17 protein-coding genes are annotated in these 20,874 nt (G+C 76.2%); 8 read left to right on the top strand and 9 right to left on the bottom strand.

Going from position 1 to position 20,874, the window contains the following annotated elements; translation table 11 throughout:
* Positions 1–132 precede the first annotated feature (132 nt).
* The 4 genes from ACIQCH_RS23880 to ACIQCH_RS23865 all read right to left on the bottom strand — a co-directional run bounded on the left by ACIQCH_RS23880 (position 133) and on the right by ACIQCH_RS23865 (position 7,463).
* Complete coding sequence (locus tag ACIQCH_RS23880; protein ID WP_402583918.1) at positions 133–4,773, bottom strand: hypothetical protein; 4,641 nt, start codon at positions 4,771–4,773, stop codon at positions 133–135.
* 133 nt (positions 4,774–4,906) lie between these two features.
* On the bottom strand, positions 4,907–5,812 hold the full coding sequence (locus ACIQCH_RS23875; protein ID WP_402583916.1) for a hypothetical protein: 906 nt from the start codon (positions 5,810–5,812) through the stop codon (positions 4,907–4,909).
* A complete protein-coding gene (locus ACIQCH_RS23870) occupies positions 5,809–5,961 on the bottom strand; it encodes a hypothetical protein (protein ID WP_402583914.1) in 153 nt (50 codons plus the stop codon). The genes ACIQCH_RS23875 and ACIQCH_RS23870 overlap by 4 nt, the downstream gene beginning before the upstream one ends.
* Positions 5,958–7,463, bottom strand: coding sequence for a hypothetical protein (locus ACIQCH_RS23865; protein ID WP_402583913.1), 1,506 nt, complete (start codon positions 7,461–7,463; stop codon positions 5,958–5,960). The genes ACIQCH_RS23870 and ACIQCH_RS23865 overlap by 4 nt, the downstream gene beginning before the upstream one ends.
* Before the next feature lie 153 nt (positions 7,464–7,616).
* On the opposite strand from ACIQCH_RS23865, the gene ACIQCH_RS23860 reads away from it, so the two are divergent.
* Genes ACIQCH_RS23860 through ACIQCH_RS23850 form a run of 3 tightly spaced genes read left to right on the top strand, consistent with a single transcriptional unit; the run spans position 7,617 to position 9,876 of the window.
* On the top strand, positions 7,617–8,336 hold the full coding sequence (locus tag ACIQCH_RS23860) for a LamB/YcsF family protein (RefSeq protein ID WP_402583931.1): 720 nt from the start codon (positions 7,617–7,619) through the stop codon (positions 8,334–8,336).
* Positions 8,337–8,344: 8 nt separating this feature from the next.
* Positions 8,345–8,953 carry an allophanate hydrolase subunit 1 gene (locus tag ACIQCH_RS23855; protein ID WP_402583930.1) on the top strand — a complete coding sequence of 203 codons (609 nt, stop codon included), beginning with the start codon at positions 8,345–8,347 and terminating at the stop codon, positions 8,951–8,953.
* Positions 8,950–9,876 (top strand): biotin-dependent carboxyltransferase family protein, encoded by a 927-nt coding sequence (locus tag ACIQCH_RS23850; protein ID WP_402583911.1) that lies wholly within the window; start codon positions 8,950–8,952, stop codon positions 9,874–9,876. The genes ACIQCH_RS23855 and ACIQCH_RS23850 overlap by 4 nt, the downstream gene beginning before the upstream one ends.
* Positions 9,877–9,958: 82 nt before the next feature.
* Here ACIQCH_RS23850 and ACIQCH_RS23845 read toward each other — a convergent pair whose 3' ends face one another.
* From ACIQCH_RS23845 to ACIQCH_RS23830, 4 genes are all read right to left on the bottom strand, one after another.
* Positions 9,959–11,080 (bottom strand): hypothetical protein, encoded by a 1,122-nt coding sequence (locus ACIQCH_RS23845; RefSeq protein WP_402583909.1) that lies wholly within the window; start codon positions 11,078–11,080, stop codon positions 9,959–9,961.
* Positions 11,081–11,165: 85 nt separating this feature from the next.
* On the bottom strand, positions 11,166–11,561 hold the full coding sequence (locus ACIQCH_RS23840; RefSeq protein WP_402583907.1) for a hypothetical protein: 396 nt from the start codon (positions 11,559–11,561) through the stop codon (positions 11,166–11,168).
* Positions 11,562–11,636: 75 nt separating this feature from the next.
* Positions 11,637–13,046: a HEAT repeat domain-containing protein gene (locus tag ACIQCH_RS23835; RefSeq protein ID WP_402583905.1), complete on the bottom strand. Its 1,410-nt coding sequence runs from the start codon at positions 13,044–13,046 to the stop codon at positions 11,637–11,639.
* Between the two features lie 244 nt (positions 13,047–13,290).
* Positions 13,291–13,728: an ankyrin repeat domain-containing protein gene (locus ACIQCH_RS23830; protein WP_402583903.1), complete on the bottom strand. Its 438-nt coding sequence runs from the start codon at positions 13,726–13,728 to the stop codon at positions 13,291–13,293.
* A 300-nt stretch (positions 13,729–14,028) separates the two neighbouring features.
* Here ACIQCH_RS23830 and ACIQCH_RS23825 point away from each other — a divergent pair, with 300 nt between their 5' ends.
* The 3 genes from ACIQCH_RS23825 to ACIQCH_RS23815 all read left to right on the top strand — a co-directional run bounded on the left by ACIQCH_RS23825 (position 14,029) and on the right by ACIQCH_RS23815 (position 16,665).
* The gene (locus tag ACIQCH_RS23825; RefSeq protein WP_030199023.1) at positions 14,029–14,223 is read left to right on the top strand and encodes a hypothetical protein; all 195 of its coding nucleotides are present in this window, start codon (positions 14,029–14,031) and stop codon (positions 14,221–14,223) included.
* Between the two features lie 91 nt (positions 14,224–14,314).
* Positions 14,315–15,907 carry a hypothetical protein gene (locus ACIQCH_RS23820; protein WP_402583901.1) on the top strand — a complete coding sequence of 531 codons (1,593 nt, stop codon included), beginning with the start codon at positions 14,315–14,317 and terminating at the stop codon, positions 15,905–15,907.
* A gap of 122 nt (positions 15,908–16,029) precedes the next feature.
* The gene (locus ACIQCH_RS23815) at positions 16,030–16,665 is read left to right on the top strand and encodes a VOC family protein (protein WP_402583899.1); all 636 of its coding nucleotides are present in this window, start codon (positions 16,030–16,032) and stop codon (positions 16,663–16,665) included.
* 166 nt (positions 16,666–16,831) lie between these two features.
* Here ACIQCH_RS23815 and ACIQCH_RS23810 read toward each other — a convergent pair whose 3' ends face one another.
* Positions 16,832–18,331, bottom strand: a complete 1,500-nt coding sequence (locus ACIQCH_RS23810) for a PLP-dependent aminotransferase family protein (protein ID WP_402583897.1) — start codon at positions 18,329–18,331, stop codon at positions 16,832–16,834.
* Between the two features lie 253 nt (positions 18,332–18,584).
* Between ACIQCH_RS23810 and ACIQCH_RS23805 the strand changes: the two genes are divergently transcribed.
* The gene (locus ACIQCH_RS23805; RefSeq protein ID WP_402583895.1) at positions 18,585–19,349 is read left to right on the top strand and encodes a glycerophosphodiester phosphodiesterase; all 765 of its coding nucleotides are present in this window, start codon (positions 18,585–18,587) and stop codon (positions 19,347–19,349) included.
* A 56-nt stretch (positions 19,350–19,405) separates the two neighbouring features.
* A complete protein-coding gene (locus ACIQCH_RS23800; RefSeq protein WP_402583893.1) occupies positions 19,406–20,785 on the top strand; it encodes an MFS transporter in 1,380 nt (459 codons plus the stop codon).
* Positions 20,786–20,874: the final 89 nt, after the last annotated feature.

The raw sequence follows: 20,874 nt of genomic DNA, 5'->3' as shown, positions 1-20,874 counted from the left end.
CCCCCCCCCGGGCCCCCCCCCGGGGGGGGCGCCCCCCGGGCGGGGGGGGGGGGCCCCCCCGGGCCGCCGGCGGGGGGCCCCGGGGGGGGGGCCCCGGGGGCGGGGGGGCCCGGCCCCCGCCCCGCCGGCCGGTTACTCGGCCGGCACCGGAGTGCGGCGGAACATGCGGGTGGCCGTGATCTCTCCGTGGATCGTCTCGCCCTCGGCCGCCTGCTGCGGCAGGCCCGGCCGCAGGTGTTCCTCGACGCTGATGTACTTCAGGCCCGCGCGCAGGTCGGCGTCGTTGCGGAGCCTGATGACCAGCGGGAACTCCGCCAGCGCCGTGGTGTCGAACAGACCCGTGGTGTAGAGGAGCTGCACGCCCAGCGCGTCGGACACCGCCCGCTGCAGCTCCAGCAGGTACGTGGCGTTGGCGCGACCGATCGGGTTGTCGAGGAAGAGCGTGCCCGCGTGCCGGTGCCGGTCGCGGCCCCGGTCGTTGCTGCGCAGGGCGGCCATCGTGCAGTAGAGCGCGATCGCTGCGGTCAGCAGCTGGCCGCCGGAGAACACGTCGCCCATCTGCCCGACCGGGACGCGCTCGGCGCGCAGCACGGCGTCCGGCTTGAGGATCTCGACGGCGATCCCGCGCGGCTGCAGCGCCGCGTGGACACCGCGCAGCAGCAGGGACATGCCGTCGCGCCGGCCCTCGCCGAACGCGGCGTTCTTCTTGACCGCCGAGCGGGTCGCGTCGTCGATGACCTCGCCGAGCCGCTCGGTGAGGGCGGCCTGGTCGGGCTCCTCGAACCGGATGCGCAGGAACTCCTGGCCCGACCACTCCCCCAGGCCCTCCGGGAGCTGGGAGAGCCGCTGGGCGGAGCGCAGGGTGGCCAGGGAGGACTCCACCAGGCCGCGCAGCCGGTCGACGATCGAGTCGCGGTTGCGCTCCAGCTGCTCCAGTTCGTCGGTGAGCACGCGCAGCCGCGGGGCGAAGGCCACCGCCCAGGCCGAGGCGTGGTCGGGCAGGGTGGCGACGGGCAGTTCGCGGATCTGCTGGCGGGCGGGGGTGCGCACCTGCTCGTAGCGGGTGGCGTTGGCGTGCCGGACGAGTACGTCGCTCGCCTCGCGCACGGCGGCCTCGGCGGCCGACAGGTCGGCGGCGCAGCCGCGCAGCGAGCGGCGGGCCTCGGCGGCCGACTGGCGGGCCTCGGCGAGGCTGCCCGGGTACGGGCCGCCCTCCGTCTCGTCCTCGTCGGCCTGCTGGTGGTCGCGGAGCAGGTCGCGCAGGAGGGCGGCGGTCTCGTCGAAGCCGCCGGCGCCGTCCTCGGCGGCGCGGTGGGCGGACAGCAGTTCGGCGTGCGCGGCGCGGGCGCTCTCGACGGCGGCGGAGTGCGCGGCCAGCTGGGCGCTGGCGGCCCGCAGCATGGCCTGGGCCTGCTCGACGTCGGCCGGGATCCGGTCCTCGGTCAGCTCGGTGTGGGACTCGCCGTCGGCCGGGGCGAGCCGTTCGGCCTCGCCGCGCAGCCGGCCGAGCTGCTCGCTGGCGGCCGAGGTGCGCGACTCCAGCATCTGGACGAGCTGCTCGGCACGGGCGGCGGCGGCCTGGCGGGACGGGCCGTCGGCGCCGTCGGTGCCCTCCAGGAGCTGGGCGGCGCGGGTGCGGACCTTGTTGGTGAGCCGGTCGAGCTCGGCGAGGGCGGCGCTCTCGTCGCTCTCGGCGCGGGCCTGCTCGGCGCGCAGGTCGGCGCCGACGCCGACCTTCTCGTACACCTGGGAGGCGGCCCGGTAGGCCTCGCGGAGGGCGGGCAGCGGGGCGCCCGGGGCCTCGCCCTCGGGCAGCGGGTCGGGGGCGCCGGCGATCTCGGCGCGTTCGGCGCGCAGGGCGCGGGAGGTGCGGTGGGCGTCGTCGGCGGCGCGCTGGGCGGCGCGGCGGTCCTCGTCGGCGGCCCGGGCCCGGTCCAGGCAGGCCTCTGCGCGGGCCTCGGACTCGGCGGCCTCGTCGGCGAGCTCGCGGACCTTGACCTGCCAGCCGGCCCGCTCGCGCAGCCGGTAGGCGAGGCCGGCCAGGGCGTCGGCGGCGCGGCGGGCGCGCTGGGCGACGTCCTGGCGCTCGTCGCGCACCCGGGCGGCGTCGGCGGCGACCTCGTCGGCCTCGGCGCGGGCGGTGCGGGTCTCGGCGAGACGGGCGGCGGCCTCCTCGGCGGCCGTACGGGCGGTGGTGGCGGCCGCGGCCAGGTCGGCGAGGCGGCCGGGCGGGCAGCCGGTGCGCCAGGACCCGAGGCGGGCCGCGAGGGCCCGGTCGCCGGCCAGCCGGGCGGCGAGCTCGCGGATCTCCGCGTCGCGCTCGGTGGCGCGGGCGCGCAGCGCCCGGCGCTCCTCGTCGGCGGCGAACTCGTCGTGCATGGCCGGGTTCGGCGGTACGAGGAACACGCCCGTGTCCGTCGTGTCGGCGGGCGGCACCGGCGCGAGCAGGGCCGCCGCCGTACCGACGGCGACGGCCGAGCGGGGCAGCAGGGCGGCGGCGCCGAGCACCTCGCGGGCGCGGGCGTGGCTGTCGGGGTCGGTGATGACGACGCCGTCGACGAGCTCGGGGCGGGCCGCGAGCACGGCGGCGTGGTCGGCGGGGTCGACGGACTGGGCGAGGTAGCGCCAGCCGGGCAGTGCGGGGATGCCGTGCTCGCCGAGGTACTCGACGGTGGCCAGGACGTCGGGGCCGGGCGGGAGCAGCCCCCCGTCACCGAGGGCGCCGAGGATGCGGGCGTCGTCGGCGGCGGCCGTGCGCAGGTCGAAGAGCTGGCGCTCGGCGGCCTGGACGCCGGTGTCGAGGAGGTGCTGGAGGTCGTCGGCGCTGCGGTCGAGGTCCTCGGCGCTCAGGCCGCGGGGTTCCCCGTCGGGGTCGGCGGGCGCGTCCTGGGCGGCGCGGGGCCCGGGGACGGCGGGGCGGGCGGCGGCCCCCGGCAGGCCCAGCAGGGCCGCCAGGCGCGGGTCCTCGCCGATGGAGGCGGCGGCCCGGCGTTCGGCCTCGTACGCGGCCTCGGCGCCGTCCGCGGCGTCGGCGGCACGGGCGGCGGCCAGCTCGGCGCGGGACTCGGCGGCGGTGGCCTCGCGGGCGGCGTCGGTGGCGCCTCGGGCGGCCTCTCGGGCCGCGTCCCAGGCGGCGACGGCGGTCTTCTCGGCGTCGCTGGCGGCCAGCGCGGCGCGGGCCGGGTCGGCGTCGGGGGCGGAGTCGTCGAGCCAGCCGGCGCGGACGGCCTCGGCGGTCTCCTGCTCCACCTCGGCCAGGCGCTGGCGCAGGTGCTCGGATTCGCTGCGGGCCTTCTGGGCGGCGGTCGCGGCGGCGGTGGCGTCGCGGTGGGCGGCCTCGCCGGCGGCCTGGAGGCCGGCGGAGCGCTCCTCCTCCTCGTTGGCGACCCGCTCGCCCGCCTCGGCGGCGGCGTGGAGGGCCCGTACGAGGTCGGCGGCGGCGGTGGCGCGGGCCGCCAGGGCCGGGGCGGCGTCGCGCTCGGCCTCCTGGATCGCGGCGGAGACGCGGGCGGAGCGGTCGGCGGCCGCGCGGTGGCGCAGGACGGCCTCGGCGGCCTGCCAGGCGGCGTACAGGGTGCGGGCGTCGGCCAGTTCGCGGCGCTGGGCGGCGGCGGCCTTCTCGGCCACGCCGAGGGCCAGCGAGGCGTGCCGGTAGGCGAGCTCGGCGGCGATCAGGGAGCTGCGGCCCTTGGCGGACTCGGCTTCGGTGACCTGGTGGGCGGCGGTGGTGACGGCCTGGGCGAGCTCGGCGGCCCGACCGCGCTCCTCGGCGGCGCGGGCGGACAGCCGGCGGGCGAGGGTGCGGGTGCGGCGCTCGGCACCGGCGTGCACGTCGCGGGTGCGGCCGCGCTTCTCGGCGGCCTCGGCGATGCGGGTGAGCAGGTCGAGGGAGCCGGCGGTGAAGTCCCGCTCGGCCATCAGCTCGGCGCGCCGGCCGAGCTTGTTGCCGAAGCCGTGCACCAGGTCGGCGAGGCCGTCGGTGTCGCGGGTGTCGGTGACGGCGCGCAGCAGCAGGTCGGTGAAGTCGGAGTCCTTCTTGACCGCGAAGAGGCCGGCGGCCTCGCCCTCGTCGGCGTTCATCTCGCGCTGGTAGCGGAAGAGTTCGGGGTCGAGGCCCAGTTCGCCGAGGTGCTCGTTCCAGCGGTCGTGGATCTCCTCCCAGTACACGTCGAGGTGCGGGTACGCCTTGCCGGCCTCGGTGATCGCGTCGCGGAAGCCCTTCATCGTGCGGCGGCGGCCCTGGGCGCCGGAGGCGCCCTCGACGGGCGGGCGCACGGCGGTGGACTCGGCGACGGGGAGGTTGTCCAGGCTCAGGCCGGGTCCGGGGCGGAAGGAGTACCAGGCCTCGGCGAACTTGCGGGGGTCGTTGGAGACCTGCCGGCCGCGCCACTCGCTGACCTTGCCGACGACCACGCACTCGCCGGTCTGGGTGTGCTGCCACTCCAGCGCGACGTGTCCGCAGTCGTCGGCGAGCAGGAACTTGCGGAGCACGCCGGAGCTGGCGCCGCCGAGGGTGTTGCGGTGGCCGGGCAGCATGACCGAGAAGATCAGCTTGAGGAGGACGGACTTGCCGCCGCCGTTCTCCAGGAAGAGGACGCCCGCGGGGGCCGGGCGGCGCGGCGGGCCGGTCGGCTCGTCCTCGAAGAACTCCGCCTGGGTGGGTGCCGGGGTCGGCACCGGTGCGCCGACTCCGCGCAGGTCGAGCACGGTGTCGGCGTAGCGCGCACCGGCGGGCCCGATGGAGTAGAGGCGGATCCGGGACAGCTCGTACATGGCGGCGGACTCTCGTGGTGTCTGGTGCGGTGGTGGCGGTCGGGGCCCCGGCGGGGCCGGTGCGTACGGTCGTACGGCGCGGGCCCCGGGCCGCTTACGGCCCGGTCGGGGCGCGTACGGGAGCGGCTCGGCGTCAGGCGTGGAACGGCAGTCCGGCGTCGGCGGCCAGCTCCAGGTCGTCGCCCTCGGGCGGCGGCAGCAGGGTGGCGGTGCCGTCGGTGACCGGGACCACGCCCAGTTCGATCAGCTCGGCCAGCGCGGCGCTGCCGGCCATGTCGCGGACCTGGAGCTGGTAGCGGGGGGTGGTGCGGTAGGTGCCGCCCGCGTCGTCGCCGGTGCGCTGCAGGAAGCCGGAGTCGGTCAGGAAGGCCACGGCCTTGCCGACGATGCCGGTGGTGGAGCCGGCCAGGCGGCGGGCGTCCTTGGTGGCGCCGGTCGCGCTGCGGCGGGCGTAGACGCGCCAGGCGGCCTCCAGGCCGGGGGCGCCGGTGGCGGGGTCGGTGTTCTCGCCCAGTTCCTCGGCGCGCTCCTCCAGGCGGCGGCAGGCCTGGCGGACGAAGCCGTCCACGCCGTTGACCGTGACCCGGCCGATGTAGCCGTCGTCGGCGAGGTCCTCGGGCCGGGGGAAGGCCAGGGCGGCCACGGCCAGGTGGGCCAGGCCGTGCAGGAAGCGGTCGCCGCCGTCGGCGGCGGTGCGGCGGGCGTAGTCGCCCATGCGGACGGCGAAGACGGAGTCCTCGCCGGCGGCCACGGCCATCCCCGCGCGCGGGGAGACCTCCAGCACGACCAGGCCGAGGCCGGTGGCGACGGCGTCGGCGAGGCGCGCGAAGGCGGGGTCCTCGCGGTAGCGGCGCAGCAGCTCGGCGTACTCGGCGTCGCGGGCGGGCAGCAGCTTGGGCTGGAGTCCGAAGGCCACGAGCCGGGCCGCGTCGGCGGCGTCGGCGGGGGTCACCGCAGGGGTCCCGGTGGCCGGCGCGGCCGGCGCCTGCGACGGCTCCGGCTCGCTCCACGCGGGGTACTCGGCGTGGTGGTCGCTCACGGGTGGGACTCCTTGGCGGTGCGGGCTGTGCCGGGGGTGCGGGTGGGGCGGGTGATGTAGGTGTGGTGATGGCTGTCGGCGGGGCGGGGGCCGCCTGGTGCGGCGGGGGCCGGGGCAACGGGGGCCGGGGCGACGGGTGCGGCGGTCACGCGGCCTCCGTCCGGTCGGCGGCCATCCCCGCCGCGTCCAGGAGGGCCGTGCCCACGATCAGGTCGGCACCGCCGAATTCGGGGTCGTCCAGCTCCGTCCCGTCGTCGACGGCGAACAGCAGCCGCTCCTCGCCCTGCCGGTACGCCGTGCCCACCGCCGGGCTGGCGGCGTGCACGGCGAGCAGGGCCACCAGGTAGGGCAGGTCGGGGTCGGTGCGGCGGGCCTCGGCCAGCAGGCCGGACAGCCGGCGCGGCGCGTCGTGCGGCAGGTCCAGCAGCTCCATGGCCGCGGCCAGCTGCTCCTCGCTGAAGCGGCTGTCGTCCGGGGTGGCGATCAGGTCAGGCTCGGGCATCTCGGCACCGAGGTGCTCGCGCTCCAGCGGCGGCGTGAGCAGTATCTCGACCAGGTCCGCGACCCGTACGGACACGGGCGTGCGCAGGCCGGTGCCGCGGGCGAAGAACGCGTCGGTGACCCGGGTGGCCTGCGCGAGCGGCAGCGGCAGGGTGGGGGCGACCAGCTGGCCGTACAGGTCGATGCCGGCGGTCGGGGCCGGGGCGGCGAAGGCCTGCCGGTCCTGCTCGGCGCGGAACAGCGGGCCGGCCTCCAGGAGGCGGGACTGCAGCTGCGTGTGGCGGCGGATGCAGTCCTTGACGATGTCGACCAGTTCGGCGGCGCGCCGCTTGTGCTCGGGGTCCTCGGCCTCGTCGCGGGCCTTGCGGATGTTGGTGAGGATCGCGTTCTCGTGCCGGTAGCGGTCCGCCACGTGCTCCAGCGCCTCGGCGATCATGTCCGGCACGGACTGCAGCCAGTCCACCGCGCGGACGTTGCGCCGGGTCGCGTCGAGGGTCTTGCGGAGCGTCTCGGCGTACTGGACCGTCCGGTAGCGGGCCTGTTCGGCGGCGAGCTGGGCGTCCGCGAGCCGGCCTCGGCTGATCAGCACCTCCAGCTTGACCTCGGCGGCGATCTGGGCGCTGGTGACGTCCGTGTCGAGGGCGCCGACCAGCACGTTGACGGCCTCGTCGGTGGTGCGCAGGTACACCGTGCCGCCGTAGCCGGGGACCTCTTCGAGGAGCTTGAAGTCGTAGTCGCGGCGGACGTAGACCCCGTCGGGTCCGAAGGTGCCGTAGACGGCGCGGAAACCGCGGTCCACGCTGCCGACGTTGATCAGGTTCTCCAGGACCCAGCGGGCCACGCGCTCGTGCTCGGCGGCGGGGCGCTGCGGGGCCTGGGCGGCGACCCGGGGCAGCAGCCTGGCCACTATCTGCTCGTGGTCGGCCCCGGTGTCGAAGTCCATGTTGAGCGTGACCAGGTCGATCGCCGCGAGGGCGACCTCCGCCATGGCGTAGACCGTGTACTCGCCGGCCAGGTTGGCCTTGCGCGCGTCGAGGTCGTGCAGGGGGGCGGTGCAGGCGAGCGCGCGCAGCCGCCGGGCCAGGCCCTCGTCGGCGGCCGGGCCCGGTGCCGGGGACGGAAGGGTCTTCACCGGGGCGGGGAGAGTCACGACGGAAAGAGTAGGCGCTCCCCCCGACAACGACCCAAACGGCGTGGTTCGACCCGATCTTCCCCGGGTGCGGGGATGCGGGGCGGGGGCCTGTCCTACGCTCACGGCATGGCTTCCATGATCGCACCGGACGCGGCGGCGCCGGACACGTCGGTGATCGACCTCAACGCGGACCTCGGCGAGGGCTTCGGGCGCTGGACCCTGACGGACGACGAGGCGCTGCTCTCGGTGGTCAGCAGCGCCAACGTGGCCTGCGGTTTCCACGCCGGGGACCCCTCGACGATGCGGCGGGTGTGCGAGCTGGCGGTGGCCCGCGGGGTGCGGATCGGGGCCCAGGTGTCCTACCGGGACCTGGCGGGGTTCGGGCGGCGGGCGATGGACGTGCCCGCGCGCGAGCTGGCGGACGAGGTGGCGTACCAGATCGGCGCGCTGGAGGTGTTCGCGCGGGCGGCCGGGGGCGCGGTGGCGTACGTCAAGCCGCACGGCGCCCTGTACAACCGGACCGTGCACGACGTCGAGCAGGCGGCGGCCGTGGTCGAGGGGGTGCGGCTGGCGGCCGGCACGGGGCTGCCGGTGCTCGGACTGCCCGGTTCACGGCTGCTGCGGGCCGCCGGGGAGGCGGGGATGCGCGCGGTTCCCGAGTGCTTCGCGGACCGCGCGTACACGGCGGAGGGCACGCTGGTGCCCCGCTCGGAGCCGGGCGCGGTGCTGCACGAGCCGGGCGCGGTGATCGCCCAGGCGCTGGCCCTGGCGGGCGCGGGGGCGGGGCGGTCGCTGTGCCTGCACGGGGACACGCCGGGGGCCGCGGAGCTCGCGGCCCGGGTCCGGGCGGCCCTGGAGGGGGCCGGGATCCGGATCGGGGCCTTCGCGTGAGCGTGCGCATGCGCGTGCTGCCGGTGGGTCGCGAGGCGCTGCTGGTCGAGGTGGGCTCGGCGGCGGAGGTGGCCGCGGTGCACGCGGAGCTGCTGCGCCGGCGGGCGGCGGGCGAGCTGGGGGGCGTGCGAGAGATCGTGCCGGCGGCGCGGACCGTGCTGCTGGACGGGGTGCGGGACGCGGCGGCCCTGGCGGCGCGGCTGCCGGGCTGGGACGTGCCGGACCTGGCGCCGGCCACGGGACCGGAGCTGGTGGTTCCGGTGCGGTACGACGGACCGGACCTGGCCGAGGTGGCGGCGCTGTGGGGCGCGCCGGTGCCCGAGGTCATGGCGTCGGTGGAGTTCCGGGTGGCGTTCTGCGGCTTCGCGCCGGGGTTCGGCTACCTGACGGGCCTGCCGGAACGCTTCCACGTGCCGCGCCGGGCCACGCCCCGGACGGCGGTGCCGGCCGGGTCGGTGGCGCTGGCGGGCGAGTTCGCGGGCGTGTACCCGCGCTCGTCGCCGGGCGGCTGGCAGCTGGTCGGGACGACGGACGCGGTGCTGTGGGACCCGGACCGCGACCCGGCGGCGCTGTTCGCGCCGGGGACGCGGGTGCGCTTCACGGAGGCGGACGGATGAGCGGGGGCGCGGCGCGGCCGGTGGAGACGGAGGCGGTGGCGGCCAGGGCGGGGAGGGGGGCGGGGGCGGAGGCCGTGGAGCTGGAGGTCGTGCGGCCGGGGGCGCTGACCACCGTGCAGGATCTGGGCCGCCCCGGGTACGCGCACGTCGGCGTGCCGCACTCCGGCGCGCTGGACCTCCCGGCGCTCGCGCTGGCGAACCGGCTGCTCGGCAACCCGGACGGGGCGGCCGGCCTGGAGACCACCGTGGACGGCGTCGCGCTGCGCGCCGCCGCCCCCGTCACCGTCGCGGTGACGGGCGCCCCGTGCCCGGTGCGCGTCGCGGGCCGACCGGCCGCCTGGGGCGCCCCGGTGCGGGTGCCCGCGGGCGCGGTGCTGGAGGTGGGCCGGGCGGTGGCGGGCCTGCGGACGTACGTGGCGGTGCGCGGCGGGCTGGCGGTGCCGGCCGTGCTCGGCAGCCGGTCCGCGGACCTCCTCTCGGGGCTGGGCCCCGCCCCGCTCGCGCCCGGCGTGCGGCTGCCGGTCGGCCCGGCGCCGACCGCTCCGGTGGCGGGGGTGGACGTCGTACGGGCGCCCGCGCCGCCCGCGGAGCTGGTGCTGCCGGTACGGCCGGGGCCGCGGGACGACTGGTTCCGGGCGGGGGAGTTGTTCGGCGCGCGCTACCGGGTGGCCCCGGCGAGCAACCGGATCGGACTGCGGACGGAGGGCGGGCCGGGGCTGACGCGCGTCCGCGAGGGCGAACTCCCCAGCGAGGGCATGGTCCTGGGGGCCGTCCAGGTCCCGCCGGACGGGCTCCCGGTCGTCTTCCTGGCCGACCACCCGGTGACCGGCGGCTACCCGGTCGTCGGCGTCGTCCCGCCCCCCGCCCTGGCCCTCGCGGCCCAGGCCCGCCCGGGCACGCCGCTGGTCTTCGTCCCGAACTGACCCGGCCGGCCGGGTGCGCCGTCGTGGCGGCCGCGACCGTCGCCGCCACGGGGGGGATGCGACCGGCGGCACTTACCCGTGCCTAGAAGAGGCCCACGTGTTCGGACCGCATCAGGGAGTCGAACACCGCCCGCAGCCACGGGCTGCGGACCCCAGGCAGCCGGGCCAGGGTGTGCCCGAGCACGCGCCCGTCGGCCCGGAAGAGGTGCAGGGGATGCGGGGCGGGCGGATCGAAGTCGTCGCGCAGGACGCCGTGGGGCAGGCCTCCGGAGGCGGGCAGGGGCAGGTCCCGCTCGGGGGACACGAGCCACAGCCACACTCCGAACGGCAGCGGCACGGGGTACGTCGCCAGGTCGGCCGGGGTCCAGGCCCGGCCCGTCTGCGGATGGACCGGGACCAGGGCGATGTCGGCGTCCTTTTCCGGGGCCGGCCGCCCCGGCCCGGCCAGGACGGCGCGTCGCGGCCGCGGACCGGCCGGCAGCAGGGCGTCGAGGGCCCGCTGGAACATCTCGCCGGGCAGACCGTCGGGGACGGTGACCGGCCGTCCCTCCGAGGCGGCCAACAGGTGGGCGAGCGCCCGGCCGGCGGCCGCCTCCCACTGCGGACTCCAGGACCAGTGGTGGTTCGACCAATGGCCGGCCCTCTGGCGCTCGCCCCACGTGGTGACGGGCTCGAACGGGGGCGTGCCCCCGCCTTCCGCCATCAGCTCCTCCCAGGGACGCGATGCGATCCCGTCACCGTCGACGGGGAGGCGGCGCACCGCGTCCGGGTCGAACCACGTCGCCTGCCAGAGCGAGCAGTCGTCGATCCGGGTCGCCACGGGGAGGCCGCACTCCGCGCAGGCCGTGTTGGGGCCACCGCCCCCGTCGAGCCCGCAGCAGTTGCCGGACCCGCGGTTCTCCGGGACCAGTACGGTGCCCCGTGCGTCGCCCGGCGCGATGACGATCGCGCCGGGCGGGCCGTCGGAGACGCGGTGGACCGGAGCGTGGAGGCCCCGGGCGGCCGCCTCCTCCGGAGGGACCTCGGCCCACGGCCGCCACGGCGGTCCCCACGGCTCCGGGTCCACCGCGAAGGTGCCCGGGTCCATGAGGACCGGGAGCTGGATCCCGTTCCCGTACGACTGGCGGGCGTGGACCGGCAGGGCGACCTGGGACAACGGTGCAGTCAGCTCGGCGTCGCACCCCGCGCACACGAAAACGACCACACGACCTCCGCCACCGGGGAAACGGGCATGATCGCAGCCCGGGAGCGGCGGGCCCAACCGGTTTTCCGGCAGCGGCCACGGGACGTCAGCGGTCGCCCGTGGCCGGGGGCACGGGGCGCGGCAGGGGTCGGCGCCAGTCGCCGAGGGTCGTGACGAGCACCCGGCGGGCCAGGGTGCGGATCTCGTCCCACACCGGGTCCGTGGTCAGGGCGCGGGCCCAGGGGGCGGCGCGGGCCGCGGCGTCGATCCCGCCCAGGCGCCGGCCGACGGCCCGGAGGTCGGGCAGGGCCTCGGGCTCGAAGCGGCCGCGCTCCGCGAGACCCTCGCACACGCGGCAGTACAGCTCCGCCTCCTCGACCACGGACCCCGTGTCGAGCTCGCGCTCGCCCAGCCACGCGATCTGGTCCCGGGTGTCGGCCGCCAGGAGGGACATCAGGGTCAACGTCAGGTACCGCTCGCGCGACATGTCGAGGTCGTCCATGCGGGCCAGGATCGCACCCGGCCCCCGACGCCGTGGGTGGCGGTCGGGGGCCGGGAGGGGGTGACGGGCGGCCGGCTACAGGGCCGGGTCGGGGGTGATGCGGCTGCGGACGGCGGACTGGACGTCCTCCTCCTCCGCCGGATCGGCGGCCAGGCGGCGCAGCCGGTCGACGACGCGGACGTCGCCCGTCTCGGCGTACCGGGCGGCCAGCTCGCGCGTGGACTCCTCGCAGTCCCACAGGCACTCGACCGCGAAGCCCGCGGCGAAGCGGGGGTCCGTGGCGGAGAGCGCCGCGGCGGCGCGGCCGCGCAGGTGGGAGGAGGCCGTCTCGCGGTAGACGTGCCGCAGGACGGGGGCCGCACACGCGATTTCGAGGCGGCCGGCCCCGTCGACCAGCGGCCACAGGGCGGCGGAGTCGGGCCCGTCGCCGCGTACGGCGTCCCGGAGGGCCCCCAGGACCAGCGGGGCGTCGGCGAGGTCGCCGCGGTCGGCGAGCATCCGGCCGGCGGCGGCGCCCAGGGCGTCCTGCCGGTGCACCCAGATGCGGGCCCGGTCGACGGCCAGCGGGGTCAGCATGCGCTCGTACGCCGCGATCACCGCCTCGTCGTCGGCCGCCGCCTCGACCAGGTCGAGCACCGCCGGGTTCTCCGGTTCGGCCACGACCAGGTGGTGCAGGGCGGTGGCCCGGGCGGCCTCGGAGCCGGAGACGGCAGCGGCCAGGATCTCCGGCCGGTCCTCGGGCGTGGCCACGGCGGCCAGGCAGCGGGCGGCCGGCACGTGCAGCGGGGTGCCCCGGCGCAGGCCCTCCTCGGCCCAGTCGAGCACGGCCCGTACGCTCCAGCCCGGGCGCGGCCCGGACGGGGAGAGCTGGCGCTGCCAGCGGTCGAAGCTGCCCTGCTCGCGGGCGGCCGCGAGGCGGGCCCGGTAGGTGGGGAGCTCCTCCCACAGCCGCCAGGGCCGGGGCTCGTACGCGTCGCGCACCGCCGTCGCCAGCCGCGCCTCGCCGTCAGGGGTGGCGGGGAAGCGGCGCATGACGGAGGGGCCGAGGCCGCGCAGGCCGGCGTCGTCGTCGCGGACGGCGAGCTCGTCGAGGGCCCAGGACCAGTTCGCGCCGGTCGCGGCGTAGCGCCGCAGCAGCATGAGCGCGTCGTCGCGGCCGTAGGACGCGAGGTGTCCCAGGACGGACAGGGCGAGGCCGGTGCGGTTCTCGTCCGGGTCCTCGTCCTGGTCGAGCAGGTCCTCGGCGCTGAACAGGTGGGCCTCGATCTCGGCGAGCGGGCCGTTGAGGTCCAGGTAGAGGCGTGCGTAGTAGAGGGAGCGGTTCTCGACCTGCCAGTCGCGGCGGGGATCGCGCAGCACGCAGTGGTTCAGCGCGGCGAGCGCCTCCGGGCGCGGTGCCGCGAGCGCGTGCAGGGTCCCGTCGCCGCGGCCTCTCTGGAGGAGGCCGAGCAGGGTTCCGCTTGGCGCTATGACTGGTTCGAACATGGGAATGGCCTCAAATCAAGCTGGGGACGCAACCGGGAAACGGGGTTCACGTGGCCGCGTAACAGCATGTCGAGGCGCCCGCAGTCGTCTTCCGCTTGATGTAGACCATCACTTTCAGCCTTTCGTCAGTGTCCGGAGCTTCCCCCCGTGATGTCGGGCGATGTCCCGATCCGACGCCATGATGACCCAGCCGCTTTGCGCGCCGCGACCACATTTACGGCCTCCCCCGCGGCGCGCCCGCCGATCAAGTGCCCTGCGAGTCCTGCGCGGCCCCGAAGAGCTCCAGCAGGTCGGCCTTGCCGAACATGCGGGCCGTGTCGACCGCGGAGGGGGTGCCCGCGTCCGGGTCGGCGCCGCCGGCGAGGAGGGCGCGGATGACGTCCGTCTCGCCCTTGAAGACGGCGCCGGCGAGCGGGGTCTGGCCCCGGTCGTTGGCCCGGTCGGCCTCGGCGCCGCGGGCCAGCAGGGCGGTGACGGCCTCGGCGTGGCCGTGGTAGGCGGCGAGCATCACGAGGGTGTCGCCGCGGTCGTTGGTGAGGTTCGCCGGCACGCCCGCGTCGATGTACGCGCCGAGCGTCGCGGCGTCCCCCTGCCGCGCCAGATCGAAGATCTTGGTGGCCAGTTCGACCACGTCGGCGTCAGGGGTCTCCGGGTTGTCCGCGCGCTCCGGGGTCCCGCTCATCTGACGTACCGCCTTTCCACCGCTCCCGGCAGGGCTGCCGGCTTGAGTCTCCCCAGGCCGGGCGGGCCGTGAGGGGTACGGCACTGGGTCCGTACGAGTGAATCGACAGGGTACTGCCCCGACGCGGACACGGCGGGTACCGCCCCGAAAAGCCCCCGAAGCCGCCCCGTCCCGCCACCCGAACGCGCCCAGTCAAGTGAAATCCACCGGAATTCACCCGTATGCACCTTTTATCGCATAGATACTTCCTGTGAGCCTGGAACAACTGATGGTGACTGTCCCCACCTACCAGGAGAACCCATGGTCCTGAACATCTCGGGCGTCGTACTGCTCGGCATCATCTGCTTCCTCTTCTTCCGCAAGGACGGGATGAAGCTGTCGCACGCGTTCGTCGCCGCGCTCTTCGGCTTCTTCCTCGCGGGCTCCGCCATCGCCCCGAGCATCACGGCCAGCACCGCGAGCATCGCCTCGCTGCTGGGGGGCATCAAGCTCTGATCCCCCCGGTCGAGTCCCGACCCCCTTCCCGGCCGCCGCTGGACGGCGTCCGGTACGCACGACACGCAAGAGACAACTCCAGGAGACGCCCGTGGCCCGGCGACCACTTCCCCGCATCCTCAGCAGCGGCAGCGCATCGCTGGCCAGGAGCCGGCAGTTCGCGCGCACGGCCGCCGACAGTGCCACGGACGTCTTCCATCCGCTCCTCACCATCGGACGCGGGCTGCGCGTCCTGGCCGCCACCGGGCGGCGCAGGTGGGCCGACACCCCCAAGGACAGGCGCGGTCCCACGCTCTTCCTGGTGGCGGCCTGCCTGCTGGCGGTCGTACTCGTCCCGTACGGGCCGCTGCTGGCCGTCGGCGCCGTCACGGTCGCGGCCGCCTGGCACGGCCGCGACCGCACGCCGACCAGGACGGGGCCGTCCGACGCCGAGACCGAACGCCTCGCGGGGCTCTACGAAGCCCTCGTCCCCTACTTCGCCGTCCCCGAGGACCCCGCCCCGCTCTTCGCGCACGGCGGCGCCTGGGACAAGGCGCTCAGCGGCTACGCCTTCGACGCGGCGGGCCGGCTGACCACGCTGCGGATCCGCTACCCGGCGTACTTCACCGACGGCGAGGCCGCGTCCCGGGCCCGCATCGAGCAGTTGCTGCACGCCAAGTCCGGGCGCGGCCGCGAGTACCTCTTCGCCTGGGACGAGGAGGCCAACCAGCTCGACATGAGCGTGCTGCCCGCCCTGCCGACGGAGATCCCGGCCCAGCCGTTCGTCACCGCACCCGGTGAGGTGGTCCTCGGCTTCACCGACACGAGCGTCGTGCAGCGCACCCTGCCGGTGACCGAAGACGGCCGGCCGCGCGACGCGCCGGCGGTGCTGTGGCGCACCGGCGGACGGGCCACCGAGCCCCACCTGCTGGCCGTGGGCCAGCCCGGCAGCGGCACCTCGACGCTGGTCCGCTCGCTCGCCCTGCAGGCGCTGCGGCACGGCGAGGTGCTGATCGTGGACGGCGGCGCGGCCGGCGAGTACGCCTGCCTGATGGGCCGCGCGGGCGTCCTGGCCGTGGAGTGCGGGCTGGCGGGCGCGCTGGCCACGCTGGAATGGGCCGCGCACGAGACGGAGCGGCGGCTGATCGCCGCGAACCGGGCCCGGCAGGCGGGCCGGCCCGCCCCCGACGACACCCGGCGGCCGCTGTGGATCCTGCTCGACCGGCCGAGCGTCCTCGGCCACCTCGCGCACGCCGAGGGCCGGCCCGACCCGCTGGCGCTGCTGCAGGTGCCGCTGCGGCACGGGCGGTCGGCCACGGTGACGGTGGTGGTCGCCGAGCAGTTCGAGAACCTTGAGCTGCTCACCGACGGCGTCTTCGCCCACACCCGGGCCCGGATCGTCCTCGGACCGGCCTCGGCCTCGCAGGTCGCGGGTGTCCTCGGGGCGCCGCCGAGCACCACCCCGCCGGCCGTGGTGCCGCCCGGGCGGGGGTACGCGCGGCTGGGCATGGGCCCGGTGCACCGGCTCCAGGTGCCGGCGACCCCGGACCCGTACGACGACGCCACCTCGGCGACGCACCGGCAGGCGGTGCTCGACCTGCTCCCGGCCCACCGCACCGCCGACCACGGGGGCGGGGACATGGTGCCCGGCGGCCGCTCCGTCGCCGCCGCGGAGGCCGCCGAGGTCAGCACGGCCAAGGACTAGAGCCCGGCTCCCGCCGGGATGACGACGATCGATCCGCTCCACGGCCGGATCCACGGCGGACGCGGCCGGGGCGGCGGGCGTGGCGTCGGGACTTGTGCGGGCCGTGGGGTGATGATGGCGACGTGCGACTTGATCACGTGTCCTATGCGGTGGCCCGCGACAGCTTCGTCTCGACCGTCCAGTGGATCGGATCGGCCCTCGGAGCCGGGTTCGTCGACGGGGGCGTGCACCCGAGGTTCGGCACCCGCAACTTCATCCTCCCGCTGAGCGGCGGCACCTACGTCGAGGTCGTCACCACACTCGACCACCCCGCCGCCGACCGCGCACCCTTCGGCCAGGCGGTCGCGCGCCGCGCCGCCGAGGGCGGCGGCTGGCTCGGTTGGGTGGTCTCCGTCGACGACATCGCCCCGGTCGAGGCCCGGCTCGGCCGCACCTCGGCCGAGGGCCACCGGGTCCGCCCCGACGGGTTCGACCTGAGGTGGAAGCAGATCGGCCTGCTGGAACTGATGGAGGACCCGCAGCTGCCCTACTTCCTCCAGTGGTTGGTCCCCAGCGAGGAGCGCCCGAGCGCCGACCCGCGCACCCCCACCACCATCCACGGGGTCTCCATCGCCGGCGACGCCGCCTCCATCGCCGAATTCCTCGGCGAACCGGCCGACCACCCCCTCGACCAGATCGACGTCACCTGGGTCGAGGACGAGGAACCGGGCCTGGTCTCGGTCGAGTTCGCCACCGCCCACGGCCCGGTCACGATCTGAGCCGTCCGACCGGATCGGCCACCGCCTGCGGCGAGGACGCCGGGGCGGCCGCCCGCCCGGCACCCGGGGGCCGTCCGAGCCCGATCCGCCGGGCACCCCTCGGCAAGGCCCCGCGGGACCGGCCTTCCCGGGGCCGGCCACGGCGCGTGGGCGGTTCCGGAGGCCGTCAGGCCACGAAGGTGCGCAGGGCCTCCGCCGTGCCCGGGGCGGCCGTGTCGAGCATCCGGCCGGCCGTGGCCAGGCGCGCGGCGGCCTCGTCGGCGACCGGACCGCCCACGGTGAACGGCAGCCGTACGTACCCCTCGAAGGCGCCGTCGACACCGAACCGCGGCCCGGACGGCACCCGGACCCCGACCCGCTCCCCCACCTCGGCCAGTCGCGAGCCGGACAGCCCGCCGGCCCGGGCCCACAGGGTCAGGCCGCCGCGCGGCACCTCGAACTCCCAGTCCGGCAGCTCCCGGCGGACCGCCGCCACGAGGGCGTCGCGGTTGTCGCGGGCCTGTGCCCGGCGCAGCTCCACCGCCTGCTCCCAGCCGCCGGTGCGCATGAGCCAGTTGACCGCCAGCTGCTCCAGGACGGGGGTGCCGAGGTCGGCGTACGCGCGGGCGGCGACCAGGCTGCGGATCACATCGGGGGCAGCCCGTACCCAGCCGATCCGCATGCCGGCCCAGAAGGCCTTGCTGGCGGAGCCGACGGTGATGACGCTGCTGCCGGCCGGGTCGAAGGAGCAGACCGGGCGGGGCATCTCCAGGTCGTCCTCGAGGTGCAGCTCGATCATCGTCTCGTCGACGACCAGGACCGTGCCCGCGGAGCGGGCCGCCTCGACGAGGGCGCGCCGCTGCTCCTCGTCGGCCAGGGCGCCGGTGGGGTTGTGGAAGTCGGCCACCACGTACGCCAGCCGCGGCGCTGCGTCGCGCAGCACCTGGCGCCACACCGGCAGGTCCCAGCCGCCGAGCCCGTCGGTCATGGCCACCGGCACCAGGCGCGCCCCGGCGGCCCGCATCAGCTGGAGGATGTTGGCGTACGAGGGCGACTCGACGGCGATCCGCTCGCCGCGCCCGGCGAAGAGGTGGCAGATGGCGTCCATGGCGCCCATCGCCCCGGTGGTGACCATGATCTGCTCGGGCATGGTGGGGATGCCGCGCGCGGTGTAGCGCTCGGCAAGCATGCGGCGCAGCGCGGGCAGTCCGGCGGGGTAGTCCCCGTGGGTGTGCGCGTACGGGGGCAGCTCCTCCAGCGCGCCCTGGACGGCCCGGGTCAGCCAGGGTTCGGGGGCGGGCAGGGCGGCGCAGCCCAGGTCGATGAGGGAGCCCAGGGACTCGGGCGGCAGCGGTTCGAGGCCGCGGGCGGGCAGCGGGTTGCCGGCGGGCACGGAGGTCCAGCTGCCGGCGCCGCGGCGGGACTCCAGGAATCCCTCGCCGCGCAGGGCCTCGTACGCGGCGGCGACGGTGGTCCGGCTGACCGACAGGGCGGCGGCCAGCTCGCGCTCGGCGGGCAGCCGGGCGGCGACGGGGACCCGGCCCTCGAGGACGAGCAGCCGGATGCCGTCCGCCAGGGCGCGGTAGGCGGGGGGCCTGCGGGCGCCGCCGGCGGCCGGGACGGGCTGCTGGGAGCTGATCAGCCGGGCGAGCTGGGTCGCGCCGACGGCGGAGGTCCACTGGGCCATGTCGTCCGGTCCACCTTCGTTGGATTGGCCGTCTGGTCCGGGTCCGGCGGCCGCTTTGGACCGCTTCCCGGGAGGCCAGGGTGTCATGTGGCCCGCCGGCGGCACCAGAGGGGTTCCGGCGGGGGCGGTCCCGCGGGCGTCCCCGGGTCGACGGGACCGGGCGGCCCTGCCGGAGCCAAGGTTCACCGTCCGGCCACCCGCCCGCGCCCCGCCCGGTCGGCCCCGGGTCCGGGCGGGCGTGCATACTGCCGCCGTGACGCACGTACGCCATCCGTATCTGGACCACCCCGCCCCGATCCCCTTCGCCCACCGGGGCGGGGCGGCGGACGGGCTGGAGAACACCGCCGCCGCCTTCCGGCGCGCCGCCGACGCGGGCTACCGGTACTTCGAGACCGACGTCCACGCGACCGCCGACGGGAAACTGGTCGCCTTCCACGACTCCACCCTCGACCGGGTCACGGACGCCACCGGGCGGATCGCGCAGCTGCCCTGGAGCGAGGTGAGCCGGGCGCGCGTGGGGGGCACCGAACCGCTGCCGCTGTTCGAGGACCTGGTCGAGGAGTTCCCCGACGCCCGCTGGAACATCGACATCAAGGACGAGTCGGCGCTGCTGCCGCTGGTGAACCACATCGCGCGGGCGCGCCTGTGGGACCGGGTGTGCGTGGGCTCGTTCTCCGAGCGGCGGGTGGCCCGGGCGCAGCGGCTGGCCGGGCCGCGACTGGCCACCTCGTACGGGATGTCGGGTGTCGTCGGCCTGCGGCTGCGTTCGTACGCGATCCCGGCGGCGCTGCGCGTGGGAGCGGTGGCGGCACAGGTCCCGGAGGTACAGGCGGGCATCCGCGTGGTCGACCGCCGGTTCGTGCGCACGGCCCACGAGCGGGGCCTGCAGGTCCACGTGTGGACCGTGAACGAACCGCAACGTATGGAGGCTCTCCTCGACCTGGGTGTGGATGGCATCATGACCGACCGGATCGACATCTTGCGCACGGTGCTGGACCAGCGCGGAGCCTGGGCCTGACCTGCCAGGACCGCCGGTAACACCTTCCCGTGCCGGACGGGAACGAGGGGGCACCGGTGAGTGCGGAGACCACGGAGCAGGGCGCGGGGCGGGCGGCTGAGGGGCCGGTGCCGGGCGCGGCCGAACGCAAGCGCGAGCAGCACGGCTGGTACTTCTACGACTTCGCCTGCTCGGTCTACTCGTCGACGGTGCTGACGGTGTTCATCGGCCCGTACCTGACGACGATGGCGGAGGCGGCGGCAGACGCGCGGGGCTACGTCCACCCGCTGGGGATCCCGGTCCGGTCCGGCTCGTTCTTCGCGTACGCCGTCTCGGTCTCGGTGATCGTCGCGGTGCTGGTGATGCCGCTGGTGGGCGCGGCCGCGGACCGTACGGGCCGCAAGAAGCCGCTGCTCGCGGCGGCCGCCTACACCGGCGCGGCCGCGACCACGGCGATGTTCTTCCTCGGCGGCGACCGCTACCTGCTGGGCGGGGTCCTGCTGATCGTGGCGAACGCCGCGATGTCGGTCTCGATGGTGCTCTACAACTCGTACCTGCCGCAGATCGCCGAGCCGGCGGAGCGGGACACCGTCTCCTCGCGCGGCTGGGCCTTCGGCTACACCGCGGGCGCCTTCGTGCTGATCCTGAACCTGGTCCTGTTCCAGTCGCACGAGTCCTTCGGGATCTCCAAGGACGCGGCGGTGCGCATCTGCCTGGCCTCCGCGGGCCTGTGGTGGGGCGCGTTCGCGATCATCCCGCTGCGCCGGCTGCGGGACCGGGCGGCGGTCCGTTCGGGCGCCGGCCACGCGGCGGCCGGCTCCGGCTGGAAGCAGCTGGTCGCCACGCTGAAGGACATGCGGCGGCACCCGCTCACGCTGTCGTTCCTGCTGGCCTACCTGGTCTACAACGACGGCATCCAGACGGTGATCTCGCAGGCCTCCGTGTACGGCAAGCAGGAGCTGGGGCTGGAGGACTCCACGCTGATCACGGCGGTCCTGCTGGTCCAGATCCTGGCGGTGGCGGGCGCGATGGGCATGGGCCGGCTGGCCGTGTCGTTCGGGGCGAAGAAGACCATCCTGGGGTCCCTGGTGGCGTGGACGGTGACCCTGGCGGCCGGGTTCTTCCTCCCGGCCGGGGCACCCGTGTGGTTCTTCATACTGGCGTCGATGATCGGACTGGTGCTGGGCGGCAGCCAGGCCCTGTCGCGCTCGCTCTTCTCGCACCTGGTGCCCGCGGGCAAGGAGGCGGAGTACTTCTCGGCGTACGAGATGAGCGACCGCGGGGTGAGCTGGGTGGGGCCGCTGGTGTTCGGCCTGACGTACCAGGTGACCGGCAGCTACCGGGACGCGATCATCTCGCTGGTGCTCTTCTTCGCCCTCGGGTTCGTGCTGCTGGCGCGGGTGCCGGTGCGCGAGGCCGTGGCGGCCGCCGGGAACCCGGTTCCGGACCGGATTTAGACGTCGAAGTCAAAGGCCGGTAGTGTACGCCTTTGGCCTGCCAGGCGGACCGTTACTGCGTGCTCATAGAGAGAAAACGTTGGGTGACA

The sequence above is a fragment of the Streptomyces sp. NPDC093225 genome, assembly GCF_044753805.1.
GTDB lineage: Bacteria > Actinomycetota > Actinomycetes > Streptomycetales > Streptomycetaceae > Streptomyces.
The sequence above is the reverse complement of the archived record's forward strand: the minus strand, read 5'-3'. Positions and strand labels throughout refer to the sequence as shown.